The following is a 14,608-nucleotide window of genomic DNA, read 5'->3' as shown; positions in this document are numbered from 1 at the left end:
CGGTACCACGTTGAGTTTCGTCAGGCGGATCGATCAAAGATGGTTCGCGGTCTTCTTGGTCAAAAATTGAAGGTCTTTTAAAGCCAATAATATAAGAGTTGTTGATAAATTTATGGCCACTCTGAATGGCTTCCTGTAAATTTTGGTTGAATTCATCACGAGATGCAAAAAGCGGAAAACTGACTAATAGAATCAGCAATATCAAAGCTGACATCAAGGATACTCTTCTGGTATTTTTCATTTTTTTGATTAGCTCCTGAATTAATAATTGCACCTATAGGTGCTGTTGACTATATATACGATAAGATGAGCAAAATCAACAACATTGACAGTGTGGTATTAATATTCTGCATCCAAGATAATTCAGTACTTGAATTCAAGAGGTACTATCCGCATGAAGAAGCTGAAAGAATATTGCTACGTTTAAAGTACATAGAAAATGAAAAAAAAGAAAAAGGTTTTGCTGATGACGGCTTACGTATATTGAGCAATGAAAAAAGAAGAAACCCGCGTAGTGCTGACTGATAATGGGTAATCGACAACGATTGTCACCAACATGGCCTATACCGCCGATGGCCTATTAGCGGCACAGACTTTTGGCAATGGCTTGTTCGAGACACGCAATTATAATGCGCAGCGCCGCCTGACAGCCTGGCAACTCGGTGGGGTGTTCAACCGCACCTATAACTATGATCCTGCAGGCAATCTCGTCAGCCGCTCCCTGAACTCGGGCAATCAAACCTTCAGCTACGATGCAGTGGATCGATTGTGACCGATTTGGTAGCGGCAGCAATTATACGTTTACCTATGATGCCAACGGCAACCGGCTGACTGCTGATGTGAGCGGCGTACAAGTGCAATACAGCTACGACCTGAACTCGAACTGGATGAATTCACTTGGCGGGGCATCCGTGCTGCTCGATGCCGCTGGTAATATGTTGTCACAACGTGGATTGGCCATGACTTATAACCAGGCCAAGATGAGTCTATAATTGGCTTTGCTTTAAGTCACTATAGACTTTCTCTGAACTCTACATTCGAGCTGTTCCCTCCGCCTACCAATGCTGAAAATCAACCGCTTGATTAGTCCGCGCGTAATCAATTGATTTTTATCGTCAAAAAAATACTAACTTGTGGACTTCGCTCCTACAAGACGAGTAGGGGTGGAGAGAATAGTGGCGCAAAGAGAGAAAAAATGAGCGAATTTGTGTGATTTCCAGAATTCATGAAGTCCGCAAGAATCCGCATGAATCCCCGCAAACACGCGGAAGTAGACGAAAAAAACCAACCGGATGAAGGGTTGGTCTTTGGTGATGGTGGAGGCGGCGGGAATTGAACCCGCGTCCGCAAGTCCTCTACAGACAGTTCTACATACTTAGCCTAGTTATTTGATTTAACCTTTTATCCGCTAACCGGCAAGCTGATGAAAGGCGAGTTACCTATTTTTTAGTACCTTGCAAAGTAACCCTGCAAAATACGATCCTCGTTAGTGACTCCACTGCCTGTTGCCAGACCCGGCGTTGAGGCCCACCGGTGTGGAGTTTAGCCGAATTAAGCGGCTAAAGCGTAGTTTTCGTCGTTTGCGACTATTTTTTTTCAGATGGATTTACGAGGTAACTGATCCTCGGTATGCCCTGCACTGCTTTGCAACCCACGTCGAAGCCGGATCGCCCCCGCGGTAACTTATACTATACGGTAAGATTGTGATGGGACGAAAAAGTTCAAGAGCATGATTCTAACAGAATCTCAGGGATGATTCTAAGGAGAGCTAAATATAATTGAGCAGATCTTCGGGATGATCAATGAGATGAGCTGCACCCCAAGTTTCGGGTGACGTATCGTTACCCAGATAACCATAGCAAGCCACGATCGGTTTTATTCCAGCAGCTAGGCTAGCTTTGATATCACGTATGTCATCACCGAGATAAATACATTTATTTGGCGAGACATTGATTTGACGACAGGCAGTGAGAAGTGGTTCCGGATGAGGCTTGGTATTCACTGTATCATCACCGCTGATAATGCATGCTGCACGCTGATGTAGCGCTAGTGCTTGCACAAGTGGTTTAGTGAAACGAGCAGGTTTGTTGGTTACGATTCCCCAAGGCAGTTGGTTGGCATCAAGTTGATCAAGCACATTGGCTATGCCTGGGAATAGACGGGTATCGTGATATAGACGTTCTGCGTAAAAACGAAGGAATTCATCGCGCATCGCTTCATATTCTGAATCATCTGGCTTGAGATTGAAGCCGAGGTTCAGTAAACCCCGCGATCCAGCTGAGGCTTGCGTGCGGATTAATGTGATGGGCAGAGGGGATAGTCCTCGGGCTATGCGCTGACGATTGAGCGCATGACCAAGATCGGGAGCAGTATCGGCAATAGTCCCGTCAAAATCGAAGAGAATCGCTTCAATCATCTGTAATTCAGCAGGTTTTAAGCGCGGAATGCCATGATATAGTTGACGTCTGTATCAGTTTCGAGGGCATAGACTTTGGTCATGGGGTTGTAGGTCATACCGATGATTCTGGCGTCACTTAGTCCGGCAGTACGTGCCATGCGCGCAAGCTCAGAGGGTTTGAGGAATTTTGCGTATTCGTGAGTCCCTTTTGGTAATAGTTTCAGGATATATTCGGCACCAATGATGGCAAAAAGGTAGGATTTCGGATTGCGATTGATGGTTGAGAAAAAAACCCAGCCGCCAGGTTTGGTTAGCTGAGCGCATGCTCGAATTACACTGGCAGGATCGGGTACATGCTCCAGCATTTCCATGCACGTGACGATATCAAAATGATGAGGTTGTTCTTTGGCGAGCATCTCGACGGTGATTTTTCGATAATCGACTTGGTTGCCGCTCTCGAGCAAATGAAGCTTGGCTACTTTCAGTGCTTTATCACTCAAATCGATTCCTGTTGTGTTTGCTCCGCGTGCAGCCATGGATTCTGACAAGATACCGCCGCCACAGCCAACATCTACGACGATTTTTCCTTTCAATCCGCCACTTAGTTGATCAATGTAATCGAGTCGTAATGGATTAATCTCATGCAGCGGTTTGAATTCGCTATTAGGATCCCACCACCGATGGGCTAGTTGACTGAATTTCTCCAATTCTATCGGATCTGCATTGATGCTGTCATTTTCCATGCGATTTCTACCTTTTATGTTAACTATTAAGGCGCTTTTGCCATTGTGTTGCTCGAACGATCAATTCTACTTTGTTCAGAGTAACAAGTTCTCCTTCATCCAGCAATAGCTTGCCATTAACCCAGACATGGCTGACGTGTTCCCGCCCCGCCACATAAACGAGATGGGAGACGGGATCAAAGCACGGAGTGAGCGCAAGCCCGGAGAAATCAATCGCAGTGATGTCTGCGGCCTTGCCAATCGATAAAGAGCCTGTAATTTTATCGAGTCCCAATGCAATGGCCCCGTTTAGAGTGGCCATACGCAGCGCTTGGTGAGCAGGGATTGCTTCTGCGTTATTACTGTTGACTTTGGCAAGCAAAGCGGTAAGACGCATTTCCTGGAACATATCAAGACGATTGTTACTAGCGGCGCCATCTGTGCCAATACCGATATTGATTCCCTGTGCTAATAAATCAGTAACCGGAGCAAGCCCGCTGGCAAGTTTCAGGTTGGATGACGGGCAATGGGCGATATTACAATTGTGTCGTTTCAGCAGGTTAATTTCTTCCTTGATCAAATGCACCATGTGCACAGCTATCAGCTTGGGGCCAAGCAAGCCAAGCTGGTGTAGACGGGCGAGCGGGCGAAGTCCGCAAGTAGTTATGCTGCTTTTGATTTCATCGTAAGTTTCGTGCAGGTGAATATGTACTGGTAAATCGAGTTGGTCAGCATAGGTTATGATATTGACCAGGGCTTTGTCACTTACGGTATGGGGCGCGTGCGGTGCAAAACAGAACGATAGCAACGGGTGTTGCGGGTACTGGTCACGCAATGCCAGTCCTTTGGCTAGATAATCATCAACATCACTGGCATAGTAAGAAGGAAAATCAATGGCAATTAATCCGATAGCTGCTCGCATACCAACTTCAATGGTGGTTTTGGCTGTGACCTCTGGAAAAAGGTACATATCATTAAAACAAGTGATTCCTCCTTGCAGCATTTCTGCACAGGCTAGCATGACGCCATCCAGCACAAAATTTGCGTCAACAAATCGAGCTTCTGCCGGCCAGATGTGATGCTTGAGCCATTCCATTAAAGGTAAATCATCGGCTAAACCACGCATTAGTGTCATCGCTGCATGGGTATGCAAATTGATCAGGCCCGGTATGATCGCATGATGATTCAGGGTGATATGGCGAAGCGGACTAAACTGTAATCGTGCTTGTAAACTTGGAACGATTGCTTTAATAATGCCGCCATCAATCACAATGGCGTGATCGATCAAGACAGTTTTTTCCGGTTCGATTGGAATGATCCAGCGTGCCTCAATGACTGTATCAACGGTTACAGGGCAGGTCATTTTTATAGCAATCCAACAAAAAAGCCCTGCGCAATGACAGGGCTTTTTATCTTAAACCAGATTTGACAACTAATCTTAATTGCCTTCTTGTGTGCCTGCTACTTCAATTTCTACCCGACGATCGGGTGCCAGACAGTTAATCAATGCTTTGGTTGCTTTGCCACCTACGCAAGTATCGCCTGTTACTGGATTAGCTTCTCCCTTGCCGTCTGTGAAAATACGGTCTGGGCTAATTCCTCTTGTGGTTACCAGATAGTTCTTGACTGCTTCAGCCCGTCTCATAGAAAGTCGTTTATTATATTCTTCCGAACCAATACGATCTGCATAACCAACGGCAATGATAAGATCGTAGCGGATCTTGCTCAGTTTATCTGCGAAGATATCCAGAGCTTCCTTTCCTTCAGGTTTAAGTACTGCTTTGTCAAAATCAAATAGTGCATCTGCAGAGAAGGATATTTTTTCTGGCTCGGTTGGAGCTGGTGCTGGTGCAGGAGCTTCAACTTTCTCCACTACCTGACATTTTGGAAGCTGTGGATCGCATTCACAGGTCGCTGTCTCTTCGTTCCATTCTCTAGTACGCCAGCAGTGATTGCCTAAATTACCAGAACTTCTTGATACCACACCGCGATCATCTACATTATAAGCTTTCACTTTGTCAGCATCACTTTCGCCTTGCCGATAGTGCGATTCTGCCGCCGCTATTGTTGAAAATAACAGTACTGACAAAACAACAAGCGCTCCTGTTAGATACTTTCTGGTCGATATTATCTTTTTCATGCTATTGTCCTTTTTCGTAATTTTGCTTCACTCAAAATCAATCAATTCCACAAACCATTTGTTGCTGACGCGATCTCGTGACACTTACCAATAAATTGATTATTAATGCACTACTTGAACGGATTATGCGTTCATGTTTTTATTTTTGTCAAACCAGCTTGTTGCTATTACGCAACACTGTGGCAATCAATTGAAACGGACTGATAGAATAGATTGGTATTATTTCAGACAATGGTTAAACGGGATGTATTAAAGTTAAATTTAGCTGGAAAAGCTGAAAACAGCTCGTCTAATATTTGATTGAGCCGAAATAACCATAAGGCATTTTATTTGATTTAGCATAATCAAGAAATGTTCGTAAATCTGCCTCTACTTGATGGTAAGAGAACGCTTGAATTAATAGTTGATTAATTTTGAAAATAAGTATGTTCGTGAATGATTCCATGCTCAATGTGACGGTTTTTGCCCATAACCTGAGTCGCAATTTCGGTAGCCATACCGCGGTGCGTAGAGTTGATCTGGAATTAAAGCGAGGCGAGATATTGGGTTTGTTAGGGCCTAATGGCGCTGGAAAAAGTACGACCATGCAAATGCTAACAGGTAATTTGGCGCCAACGAGTGGTAGTGTGCAAATCTGTGGTGTTGATTTACTTAAAAATCCCCGTAAGGCTAAGTGCTATATTGGTTATTTACCTGAGAATCCGCCGCTGTATAAAGAATTAACAGTGGATGAATATCTCCAATTTGCTGCCAGGTTGCACAATGTCGATTTGTCCAGAATCAATTCTGCTATGACCGAAGCCAAGCAGCGCTGCGGCATCGGTGATATTGGAAAGCGTTTGATCAGCGCATTATCCAAGGGTTATCAGCAACGGGTAGGAATTGCGCAGGCGATCATTCATCAGCCTGAAGTCATTATTCTGGATGAGCCCTCGGTGGGATTGGATCCTAATCAGATACGAGAAGTTCGAGCTTTAATTCGAGAGCTAGGCAAATCGTGTAGCGTCATTCTTTCTACTCATATTCTGCCGGAAGTCGAGAGTGTATGCGATCGAGTGCAAATTATGCATCAAGGTGTCATGGTGTTTGGCGCTGTACTCGCAGAGCTTAAACAGCAAGGCCTCAGCCTCGAGCAAATTTTTGAGCAATTCACTCTGAAAAACGCACATACTGGAAATTCATAAAATGATTTTGACAATTGCCAAGAAGGAACTGAAATTACTGTTTGTTTCACCATTAGCCTGGACCTTTCTTGCGCTGATCCAGCTAATGTTGACCTGGGTTTTCTTGGGACGCCTCGATGCTTTCTTAGAGCTGCAGTCGCAGCTGATGCAGATTGCCAATCCACCTGGTGCGACGGAAGTGATCATCGTGCCGGTGTTCGCAGTGGCATCAATCGTGTTGTTGATGGCAACACCATTATTGACGATGCGGCTTATGGCAGAAGAGTGGCGTAACCATACTATGGTTTTGTTGATTTCGGCGCCGGTTTCAATAACAGCCATCGTGCTGGGTAAGTTTCTGGGGCTCATGGTTTTCTTTTTATTAGCAGTATTACTGACTGTGATGTTGTCACTTTCTTTGCTCATGGGAGGAACAATGGATTTTGGCCTGTTATTAAGTAATACGATTGGCTTATTGTTGCTAGCCGCCTGTTTTGTTTCTATCGGACTCTATATTTCCAGTCTGACTTCTCACCCAGCAATCGCTGCTCTTGGGACATTAGGCATACTCCTGGCATTATGGATAGCAGATATCGTGGCAAGTAACGCAGGGAATGTGATACAGAATTTTTCGTTGCTCAGGCATTACGAAAGCTTTAATCGTGGCTTGATTGACTCATTCAGTCTGGTTTTCTTTGTTCTTTTTACCCTTACTTTCCTGATATTGACCATTCGCCGCCTTGATGGGGAACGGCTTCATGGATGAGTCTGCTTTGCCACTGATTTTTGGTGCATGATCTGAATGATTACGGTTAATAAAAAATTGCGCGCCTATCTGCTATTGCAGAATGGGCTATTTGTTGTACTGCTCTTGATATTAATGGGCATGCTAGGTTATCTGGCGATGGAGTTTCGCACGCAATGGGATATCAGTCAGAGTGGTCGTAATAGTCTGAGTGAGGCAAGTCTGGAGGTATTGCAAAAACTGAATGGCCCGGTGAGTGTCACGGTTTATGCAACGCCACAAGATGCTCAACTAGGTGATATCAGAAAAATTATCAGTGATTTTATGACTGCTTACCAACGAGTAAAACCTGATCTTGAGCTTAACTTCATTGATCCGGTTGAGCAACCTAACCTGGCACAAGAAGCGGGGGTAAGAATGAATGGTGAGATGGTCATAACCTTTAATGGCCGCAGCGAACATCTCACGACTATTAATGAACAAACATTTACCAATGCATTGATGCGATTGGCGCGATCTGAACAAAAGCAATTGATGATGCTTTCTGGTCATGGTGAGCGTAAGCTCGATGGTATTGCGAACCGTGATTTAGGGGACTTTGGTAGAAAATTGGCGGAAGCCGGTTTTAAAAGCGAGGCTCTTAATTTTGCCAGTACACCGGAAATTCCATCCAACACAAGCGTACTTATTGTTGCTTCCCCTCAGACCGATTTGTTGGCGGGTGAAGTGGAAAAACTACTCGATTATATTGAGCATGGTGGCAATTTGTTATGGCTGGTAGACCAAGAGCCTTTGTACGGTTTGTTACCGTTAGCTGAAAAATTGGGCCTGACTTTCACTCCTGGTGTGGTGGTTGATCCGCAGGCTAAACGGTTGAGAGCGCCTATTACATTTGCATTGGGAACGATTTATGGGCAGCATGACATTCTCGAAAACTTTGATTTCATTACGGTATTTCCATTTGCACGACAAATTATTTTCAATGAAAACGAAGAGTGGCATGGCACCTCATTGGTTGAAGTAGCGCCACAAGGTTGGGTGGAAACCAGTGAGTTGAATGATGAAGCCACTTTTGATGAGGCTGATGATGTAGCTGGTCCGGTTAGTGTGGCCGTGGCACTGGACCGTATTGTCGACGATCGTGAACAACGTATCGTGGTCATTGGGAGCGGACATTTGCTTGCCAATACCTATCTTGGGAATGGCGGTAATATAGATTTTGGTATCAATCTGGTTAACTGGCTGGCAGGTGATGAGGATCTGATTGCTATTCAACCTCGTGCCACCATCGATAGTCAATTAATGCTGAGCGAATCTGAAATAACCGTGATCGTAATTGGCTTTCTCATTGTGTTTCCCTTATTGTTCCTTTTCAGCGGATTAGTCATTTGGTGGCGTCGCAGGAGAAGATAACAAGTATGCATTCTTATTCTTGGCTTAATCTGATCATGTTTGCCACAGTCGTTGCGCTGGCAGCGTTTCTCTATATTAAGCCTTCATTGCAAGAGGAGATAACGTATAAAATTTTATCGCTCCCGGCAGAAGCAGTGCAGCAAATTCGTATCGATAGACAAGATATTTCGATTGAATTGACTCGAGCTGATAATCGCTGGTACATGAAAAGGCCTGTGCAAGGCAGAGTAGATGGAGTAAAAGTTGGGCGCATTCTGGAAATTCTGTCTGCAACAAGCCAGTATCTTTTGCCATTGACGAATCCAGATCGTTATGGTCTGGCGTCACCCGTTATTCAGTTGCGACTGAATCAGGAGTTGTTCAGCTTTGGGGAACTAGCGCCTGCCACTAACGAGCAATATCTGTCAACCAGACAGCAGGTATTTCTGGTTTCGCCACGCTTCGCAGCCGCGCTGTCAGTGTTGCCTCCCGATCTTTTAAGTTCAAGGTTATTTGCGGAAGATGAGTTTCCTGTTGAGTTTACATTGACCAATTTCCATTTGAGGCGTGAGCAGCACTGGCAAGTAAGTTCGCAGCATCATGAATATTCCTTAAGCCAAGATGAGTTGAATCAATGGGTTCAGGCATGGCAGCTGGCTCAGGCAATCTATCTGACGCTGGATTCCGCTAAGCCTGGTACGAATGGAGAAGAAATCATTATTGGGCTACGTGATGGCAGAAAGATTAGGCTGATTGTTGAGCAAAATGAGTCTGAATTAACTTTGCTGCGTGTAGATGAAGGTATTCGTTATCATTTCCCAAGTAGCATCAGTAAGTTATTGCTGGATCCCTATTCGATTCATAACGGTCAAACGGTGTTTATTGAGTAATGCCCGAATTACCTGAAGTTGAAGTCACGCGGCAAGGCATCGAGCCGCATTTATTAAATCAGCGTATCGTGCGTGTTACAGTTAGGAATTCACGTTTGCGCTGGCCGATCCCTAGCGATCTTGCAGAGATTCTGATGGGTCAGGAGCTGTTTTCGATCACACGACGTGCAAAATACCTCCTGTTCATTTGTAGCAAAGGAACGTTGATTGTGCATTTGGGTATGTCTGGCAGCTTGCGTCTGGTATTTGCCCGGGAATCTGCCCAGAAACATGATCATTTTGATTTGGAGTTTGCCAATGGTGTAATTCTTCGCTTCAGAGATCCACGCCGCTTTGGAGCAATTCTGTGGAGTACAGGAGATGTCATGCGGCATCCATTATTAGCGCAACTTGGGGATGAACCGTTGTGTCCATCCTTTGATGGGAAGAGCTTGTATGAGAAGACACGGCATCGCATTGTCAGTATTAAGGAAGTGCTTATGAATAATCGAATTGTAGTGGGTATAGGCAATATTTATGCTAATGAGGTGCTATTTCGCGCTGGCATCCATCCTAGAACGCGGGCAGGTAAAATTGGTCTGAATCGATATGAGAGATTAGCCGGTGTTATCAAGGCAATTCTTAATGCAGCGATTGCAGCAGGTGGCAGCAGTTTACGGGATTTTGTGCAGTGTGATGGTAGTCCGGGCTATTTCCAGCAGCAATATTGGGTGTATGGTCGGGTAAACCAGGCATGTCGCGTATGCGGCAGCTTGATTGAGCAGATTAAGCAAGGACAGCGCTCAAGTTTTTATTGCCCAGCATGCCAGAAGTGAACTGGTCAGTTATGTGTAAAAGCTGAGAGTGAGTCATTTCAAACCCGTTGGATAGGAATGTAATTTTTAGAGTATGGATGATATGGCACGATGGTTGATGATTGCGGGTGCATTATTGCTTATTTTAGGTGCAATAATGCATTTGGCGCCTTGGCTGTTAAACTGGTTTGGCAAGTTGCCTGGAGATATCCGGATAGAATCAGAGCGAGTAAAGGTTTTTATACCCATTACCTCCGTGATTATCGTGAGTATCGTGCTGACGATAATCATCAATATATTTAAGCGCTAAATTGAGTTGCTTAGGTTTAAACAAACGGTAGGTAACCAAGAGATCTTTTAGTTGATTTTTTAAATTATCTTAATGCGAAGTGGCTACTCGCTTAGAGAAACGCAAGCATGGAAGCAATATGAATATTACGTTTGTTGGTGGTGGCAATATGGCCAGCAGCTTGATTGGCGGACTATTGCAGCAAAATTATCCTGCGGCACAGATACGCGTTGTCGAAATAAACCGTGAAACTCGGGACAGAATCGAACTTCAATTCGGGGTGATAACTGTTACTGAGCTTGAGAAGGGGGTAATCGGCTGCGATGTCATCGTTCTAGCGGTTAAACCGCAACAGCTTTTTGCACTGGCAGAGCAGCTTGCGTCCTTGCTTGTGGATCAGTTGGTAATCTCTATTGCAGCTGGCATTCGCGCGCCTGATTTATCTCGCTGGTTAGGTGGCTATGGCAGTATCGTGCGTGCCATGCCCAATACGCCATCATTGATCCGTGCTGGCGTCACAGGTTTATATGCATTACCTGCAGTTACGATTCAGCAGAAAGAAGATGCTGCCAGCATTCTCAATGCGGTAGGGGCGGTGCTATGGGTAGAGCAAGAAATGCTATTAGATGCCGTGACTGCTATCTCGGGCAGCGGTCCTGCTTATGTTTTCTATTTCATTGAGGCAATGCAGCAGGCCGGTGTGGAATTGGGTTTGAGCATGGAACAGGCAAAGCAACTGACGCTACAAACCTTTCTGGGCGCAACGCAGCTTGCGAGCCAAAGCGAAGAAGATGTCATGCTCTTGCGATCGCGGGTAACTTCGAAAGGAGGGGTGACTGAGCAGGCGTTACAAAGTATGGAGCAGGATCGTATTAAAAATGCAATTGTGCGTGCAATTCACGTCGCCTTCGAACGTGCGCAACAAATGGGTAATGAATTGGGTAGTAAATAATCTTTAATTTCAAGTATCAGAATCTTCAGGGAGCAAGTGATGTCCAGTCAAATATTAATATTTCTTATAGATACCGTGCTTGGCTTATTTTCCCTTGCCTTACTGCTACGTTTCTATATGCAATTGTTACGTGCTCCTTACTATAATCCGTTATCGAAGTTTCTTATTACCATCACCAACTTTATCGTGCTACCCGTACGCCGCGTAATTCCTAGCTGGAGGAGTTTTGATCTGTCCACGTTAGTATTGGCCTGGCTTGCGCAATTTATTATCCTTGCGGGAGTGAATATTCTGCAGGGTTATGAGTTTAATTCGTCCGCTGGCAGTACGTTCATTGGATTTGGGTTGCTGGCATTGATTGAACTTATCCGAATGACTTTGTATATTGTTCTGATTACCATCATTGTACAAGCGGTACTCTCCTGGATTAATCCTTATAGTCCATTAGCGCCGATACTGGATAGTTTTACTCGGCCAGTCCTCGGTATTTTTCAACGTCGTATTCCTCCCATTGCCAATGTTGATTTATCACCTTTGTTCGCCATTATCGTGGTGCAGTTGTTGTTAATGGTGGTAGCGGGCGTGCAACAGGAAATTTCAGTGATGTTCTAATGAGCTGGTATCGTAGTGACACTAATCACAATCTAGTTCTGACACTTTATATTCAACCTGGGGCAAAGCAAACAGAATCAGTTGGATTGCACGGTGATGCGCTTAAAATAAAACTTTGCGCACCCCCTGTTGAAGGCAAGGCTAACAAAGCGCTATTGAAATTTCTTGCTGAACGTTTTCAGGTGCCATTACGGCAAGTATCGCTTAAGCAGGGCGCGCAATCCCGCCATAAAATAGTCGAAATTAATCGCCCCGCTGTGGGGCCGCAAGTTCTTTTTGCTGATGGCAATTTAGAATAGGCTGTATTCGTACCAGTTTACCAGCTATTTTGCTGGATGACGTGGTGCTGCCTGGATTCATCATGCAATAGGGATGTTGCTGCGACCATTTGCCGCATTCCATCCATTAACTTTATTTACTAGAATGCTTAATGATCTGGTTGTGAGTTTTCTTCCCATATGAATATATTCAATCCGATACGATACTTTTTAAGAAAGCTTCTTTACCAGTGGCTAATCTTACTTGGTCTGCTTATGCTTACTGTGACTGCTTCATGCCAATCAATCGAACAGCCAGTGGGTCAAGTTCAACGGATTGAAAATCCTGCTGCAGAAAATGCTCGTTTTCCGTATTTATCACCACTGCCTGATGGTGCAGTATTGATGAGCTGGGTCGAAGAACTCAATGATGGGCATGCACTGAAATTCGCAGTGTACAGGCATGGGCAGTGGGAAAAACAAGGAGAAGTTGCCCAAGGAGCTGGGTGGTTTGTGAATTGGGCCGACTTTCCTGCTGTGACAGCAATTGATGCATCATTCTGGGTGGCACACTGGTTAGTCCAATCAGCAGGTGGGAGTATTTATGATTATGACATACTGGTGGCTGTTTCCACGAATGCTGGCATAAGCTGGAGCATGCCTCAAACCCCTTACCAGGATAGAACGGCAGCCGCACATGGATTCGTATCGATCTTTCCGGTTGATAGGGATGCAGGCATCGTGTGGCTGGATGGGCGCAATTATATTAAGCATAAATCAGGCAGCTTTGCATTGCGATACGTACGTATCCATCGTGATGGAAGTTTTGCTGCCGAGCAGTTAATTGATGACAGTACTTGTAGTTGCTGCCGGACAGCAGCAGCTGCTACTACAGCAACGGGGCCGGTCATTGCTTGGCGTAGCCTGCGTGAACACAGCGTGCGGGATCACCATATTGCTCGGCTGCTGCAGAATAGATGGACAACGCCTTTACCGCTTAGTCAGGAGGGCTGGTCGATGGATGGTTGCCCAGTTAATGGGCCGGCTTTGGCAATCCGGGGAGAACATATTGTGGCAAGCTGGTTTACTGCAGAGGGAAATCGTCCACGCGTGCGTGCTGCCTTTTCCAGCATTGACAGATTGCAGTTCAGGAAAACTTTTGAGGTGGACGAAGCTAAGCCTGCCGGTAGGATAAAGATTGAATGGTTAAATGATCATGCAGCAGTGGTTATGTGGCTGACAGCAATGGATAACACCACCAAAAAAGCAAGTGTTGCTGTGCGAAAAATATTTATAGATGGCACAATGAGTCCGATAAAACGGTTGATAGACATCAGTTCCGGACGTGACAGTGGTATTCCACAATTGATCAAAAATGAATCGGATTTCATGTTAGCCTGGACCAGCGCAGCACCTGGCTATGGCGTGCAAACGGTTCGGCTTCCCCTGGAAGTACTGGCACAGTAAAAGATTAAAAGATTTTTTCACAAAGGACTGCATCCAGTGAGTCTGTTCCCTGTATTTTCTTTCTTATAAAAAATTTCTCCCAATCAGAATTTTTGCTTAGTATTTTATGGCTAAGTAAAAATACTTGCTTGTAGGTCATTTATCATCAAATGGCTTGGTTTGTACTTTACCCAGCAAACAGACAGCGTATCCTTTTCTTAAAAAAGAAAAGGTTTCAATCAAATAAATATTCAGTGGAATATTTGGATTGATGGCAGAATGTATAAAAGTAGAAGGGTTATTTGTTTAACGTTAGAGGAGAATATACAGGATGAAATACAAGAATATCGATGAATTCAGAAATTATGTTTCTGAACGTAACCCTGGCCAGCCAGAGTATATGCAAGCTGTTACTGAGGTTATTGAGAGTTTGTGGCCTTTTATCACCCGCAATCCGCGTTATGCTGAGCATGGTTTGCTGGATCGAATTGTCGAACCGGAGCGTGCAATTATATTCCGCGTCGCTTGGGTCGATGATAGCGGTGAAGTAAGAGTTAATCGTGGGTACCGTATACAGCATAACTCAGCGATTGGCCCTTACAAAGGGGGTATTCGTTTTCATCCTTCGGTTAATCTATCCATTCTTAAGTTTCTAGCTTTTGAGCAAACATTTAAGCACGCCTTGACAACTTTACCCATGGGTGGCGGTAAAGGCGGCTCCGATTTTGCTCCTAAAGCGAGAACCACAGGTGAAATCATGCGTTTCTGCCAGGGTTTTGTAGGCGAAGTGTTTGTCGTCCTGAGCCCT

Annotated in this window: 19 protein-coding genes and 1 other RNA gene; 14 read left to right on the top strand and 6 right to left on the bottom strand. The window is 44.9% G+C overall.

Annotation, left to right across the window (positions count from 1 at the left end):
* On the bottom strand, nt 1-241 hold a 241-nt coding region (locus J5I83_RS04015), incomplete at its 3' end, for a hypothetical protein (RefSeq protein ID WP_304053470.1).
* Nucleotides 242-306: 65 nt separating this feature from the next.
* Here J5I83_RS04015 and J5I83_RS04010 point away from each other — a divergent pair.
* From J5I83_RS04010 to J5I83_RS04000, 3 genes are read left to right on the top strand one after another with little or no spacing between them, the layout of a single operon-like run.
* Entirely contained in the window at nt 307-525 is a 219-nt protein-coding gene (locus J5I83_RS04010; RefSeq protein ID WP_304053469.1) for a hypothetical protein, read from the top strand.
* Nucleotides 526-556: 31 nt separating this feature from the next.
* Nucleotides 557-772 carry a hypothetical protein gene (locus J5I83_RS04005; protein ID WP_304053467.1) on the top strand — a complete coding sequence of 72 codons (216 nt, stop codon included), beginning with the start codon at nt 557-559 and terminating at the stop codon, nt 770-772.
* Entirely contained in the window at nt 753-992 is a 240-nt protein-coding gene (locus tag J5I83_RS04000) for a hypothetical protein (protein ID WP_304053466.1), read from the top strand. The genes J5I83_RS04005 and J5I83_RS04000 overlap by 20 nt, the downstream gene beginning before the upstream one ends.
* 322 nt (nt 993-1,314) lie before the next feature.
* On the opposite strand, the gene ssrA is transcribed toward J5I83_RS04000, so the two are convergent.
* From ssrA to J5I83_RS03975, 5 genes are all read right to left on the bottom strand, one after another.
* Nucleotides 1,315-1,675: a transfer-messenger RNA gene (gene ssrA / locus J5I83_RS03995) on the bottom strand.
* Nucleotides 1,676-1,768: 93 nt separating this feature from the next.
* Nucleotides 1,769-2,416, bottom strand: coding sequence for an HAD-IA family hydrolase (locus J5I83_RS03990; RefSeq protein WP_304053465.1), 648 nt, complete (start codon nt 2,414-2,416; stop codon nt 1,769-1,771).
* A gap of 17 nt (nt 2,417-2,433) precedes the next feature.
* Nucleotides 2,434-3,141 (bottom strand): bifunctional 2-polyprenyl-6-hydroxyphenol methylase/3-demethylubiquinol 3-O-methyltransferase UbiG, encoded by a 708-nt coding sequence (gene ubiG / locus J5I83_RS03985; RefSeq protein WP_304053463.1) that lies wholly within the window; start codon nt 3,139-3,141, stop codon nt 2,434-2,436.
* Nucleotides 3,142-3,160: 19 nt separating this feature from the next.
* On the bottom strand, nt 3,161-4,483 hold the full coding sequence (locus J5I83_RS03980) for a TRZ/ATZ family hydrolase (protein WP_304053461.1): 1,323 nt from the start codon (nt 4,481-4,483) through the stop codon (nt 3,161-3,163).
* A 75-nt stretch (nt 4,484-4,558) separates the two neighbouring features.
* The gene (locus tag J5I83_RS03975; protein ID WP_304053459.1) at nt 4,559-5,260 is read right to left on the bottom strand and encodes an OmpA family protein; all 702 of its coding nucleotides are present in this window, start codon (nt 5,258-5,260) and stop codon (nt 4,559-4,561) included.
* Between the two features lie 425 nt (nt 5,261-5,685).
* Between J5I83_RS03975 and J5I83_RS03970 the strand changes: the two genes are divergently transcribed.
* The 11 genes from J5I83_RS03970 to J5I83_RS03920 form a co-directional block, all read left to right on the top strand.
* A complete protein-coding gene (locus tag J5I83_RS03970; protein ID WP_304053458.1) occupies nt 5,686-6,444 on the top strand; it encodes an ABC transporter ATP-binding protein in 759 nt (252 codons plus the stop codon).
* Nucleotide 6,445: 1 nt separating this feature from the next.
* The gene (locus tag J5I83_RS03965) at nt 6,446-7,189 is read left to right on the top strand and encodes an ABC transporter permease (RefSeq protein WP_304053456.1); all 744 of its coding nucleotides are present in this window, start codon (nt 6,446-6,448) and stop codon (nt 7,187-7,189) included.
* A gap of 36 nt (nt 7,190-7,225) precedes the next feature.
* Nucleotides 7,226-8,581 (top strand): GldG family protein, encoded by a 1,356-nt coding sequence (locus J5I83_RS03960; protein WP_304053455.1) that lies wholly within the window; start codon nt 7,226-7,228, stop codon nt 8,579-8,581.
* A 5-nt stretch (nt 8,582-8,586) separates the two neighbouring features.
* On the top strand, nt 8,587-9,450 hold the full coding sequence (locus tag J5I83_RS03955; RefSeq protein WP_304053454.1) for a hypothetical protein: 864 nt from the start codon (nt 8,587-8,589) through the stop codon (nt 9,448-9,450).
* The gene (mutM, locus tag J5I83_RS03950) at nt 9,450-10,265 is read left to right on the top strand and encodes a bifunctional DNA-formamidopyrimidine glycosylase/DNA-(apurinic or apyrimidinic site) lyase (protein ID WP_304053453.1); all 816 of its coding nucleotides are present in this window, start codon (nt 9,450-9,452) and stop codon (nt 10,263-10,265) included. Before J5I83_RS03955 ends, mutM begins: the two co-directional genes overlap by 1 nt.
* 82 nt (nt 10,266-10,347) lie before the next feature.
* Entirely contained in the window at nt 10,348-10,554 is a 207-nt protein-coding gene (locus J5I83_RS03945) for a DUF2905 domain-containing protein (protein ID WP_304053452.1), read from the top strand.
* A 118-nt stretch (nt 10,555-10,672) separates the two neighbouring features.
* Nucleotides 10,673-11,485: a pyrroline-5-carboxylate reductase gene (gene proC / locus J5I83_RS03940; protein ID WP_304053451.1), complete on the top strand. Its 813-nt coding sequence runs from the start codon at nt 10,673-10,675 to the stop codon at nt 11,483-11,485.
* A 39-nt stretch (nt 11,486-11,524) separates the two neighbouring features.
* The gene (locus tag J5I83_RS03935) at nt 11,525-12,097 is read left to right on the top strand and encodes a YggT family protein (RefSeq protein WP_304053449.1); all 573 of its coding nucleotides are present in this window, start codon (nt 11,525-11,527) and stop codon (nt 12,095-12,097) included.
* Nucleotides 12,097-12,396, top strand: coding sequence for a DUF167 family protein (locus J5I83_RS03930; RefSeq protein WP_304053448.1), 300 nt, complete (start codon nt 12,097-12,099; stop codon nt 12,394-12,396). Before J5I83_RS03935 ends, J5I83_RS03930 begins: the two co-directional genes overlap by 1 nt.
* 243 nt (nt 12,397-12,639) lie before the next feature.
* The gene (locus tag J5I83_RS03925; protein WP_304053446.1) at nt 12,640-13,821 is read left to right on the top strand and encodes a hypothetical protein; all 1,182 of its coding nucleotides are present in this window, start codon (nt 12,640-12,642) and stop codon (nt 13,819-13,821) included.
* Nucleotides 13,822-14,131: 310 nt separating this feature from the next.
* The coding region (locus J5I83_RS03920; protein WP_304053445.1) for a Glu/Leu/Phe/Val dehydrogenase dimerization domain-containing protein at nt 14,132-14,608 on the top strand (477 nt) is incomplete at its 3' end.

The sequence above is a fragment of the Nitrosomonas communis genome, from assembly GCF_024102715.1.
GTDB classification, from domain to species: Bacteria; Pseudomonadota; Gammaproteobacteria; order Burkholderiales; family Nitrosomonadaceae; genus Nitrosomonas; species Nitrosomonas communis_B.
This window is presented reverse-complemented; position numbering and strand designations above follow the sequence as displayed.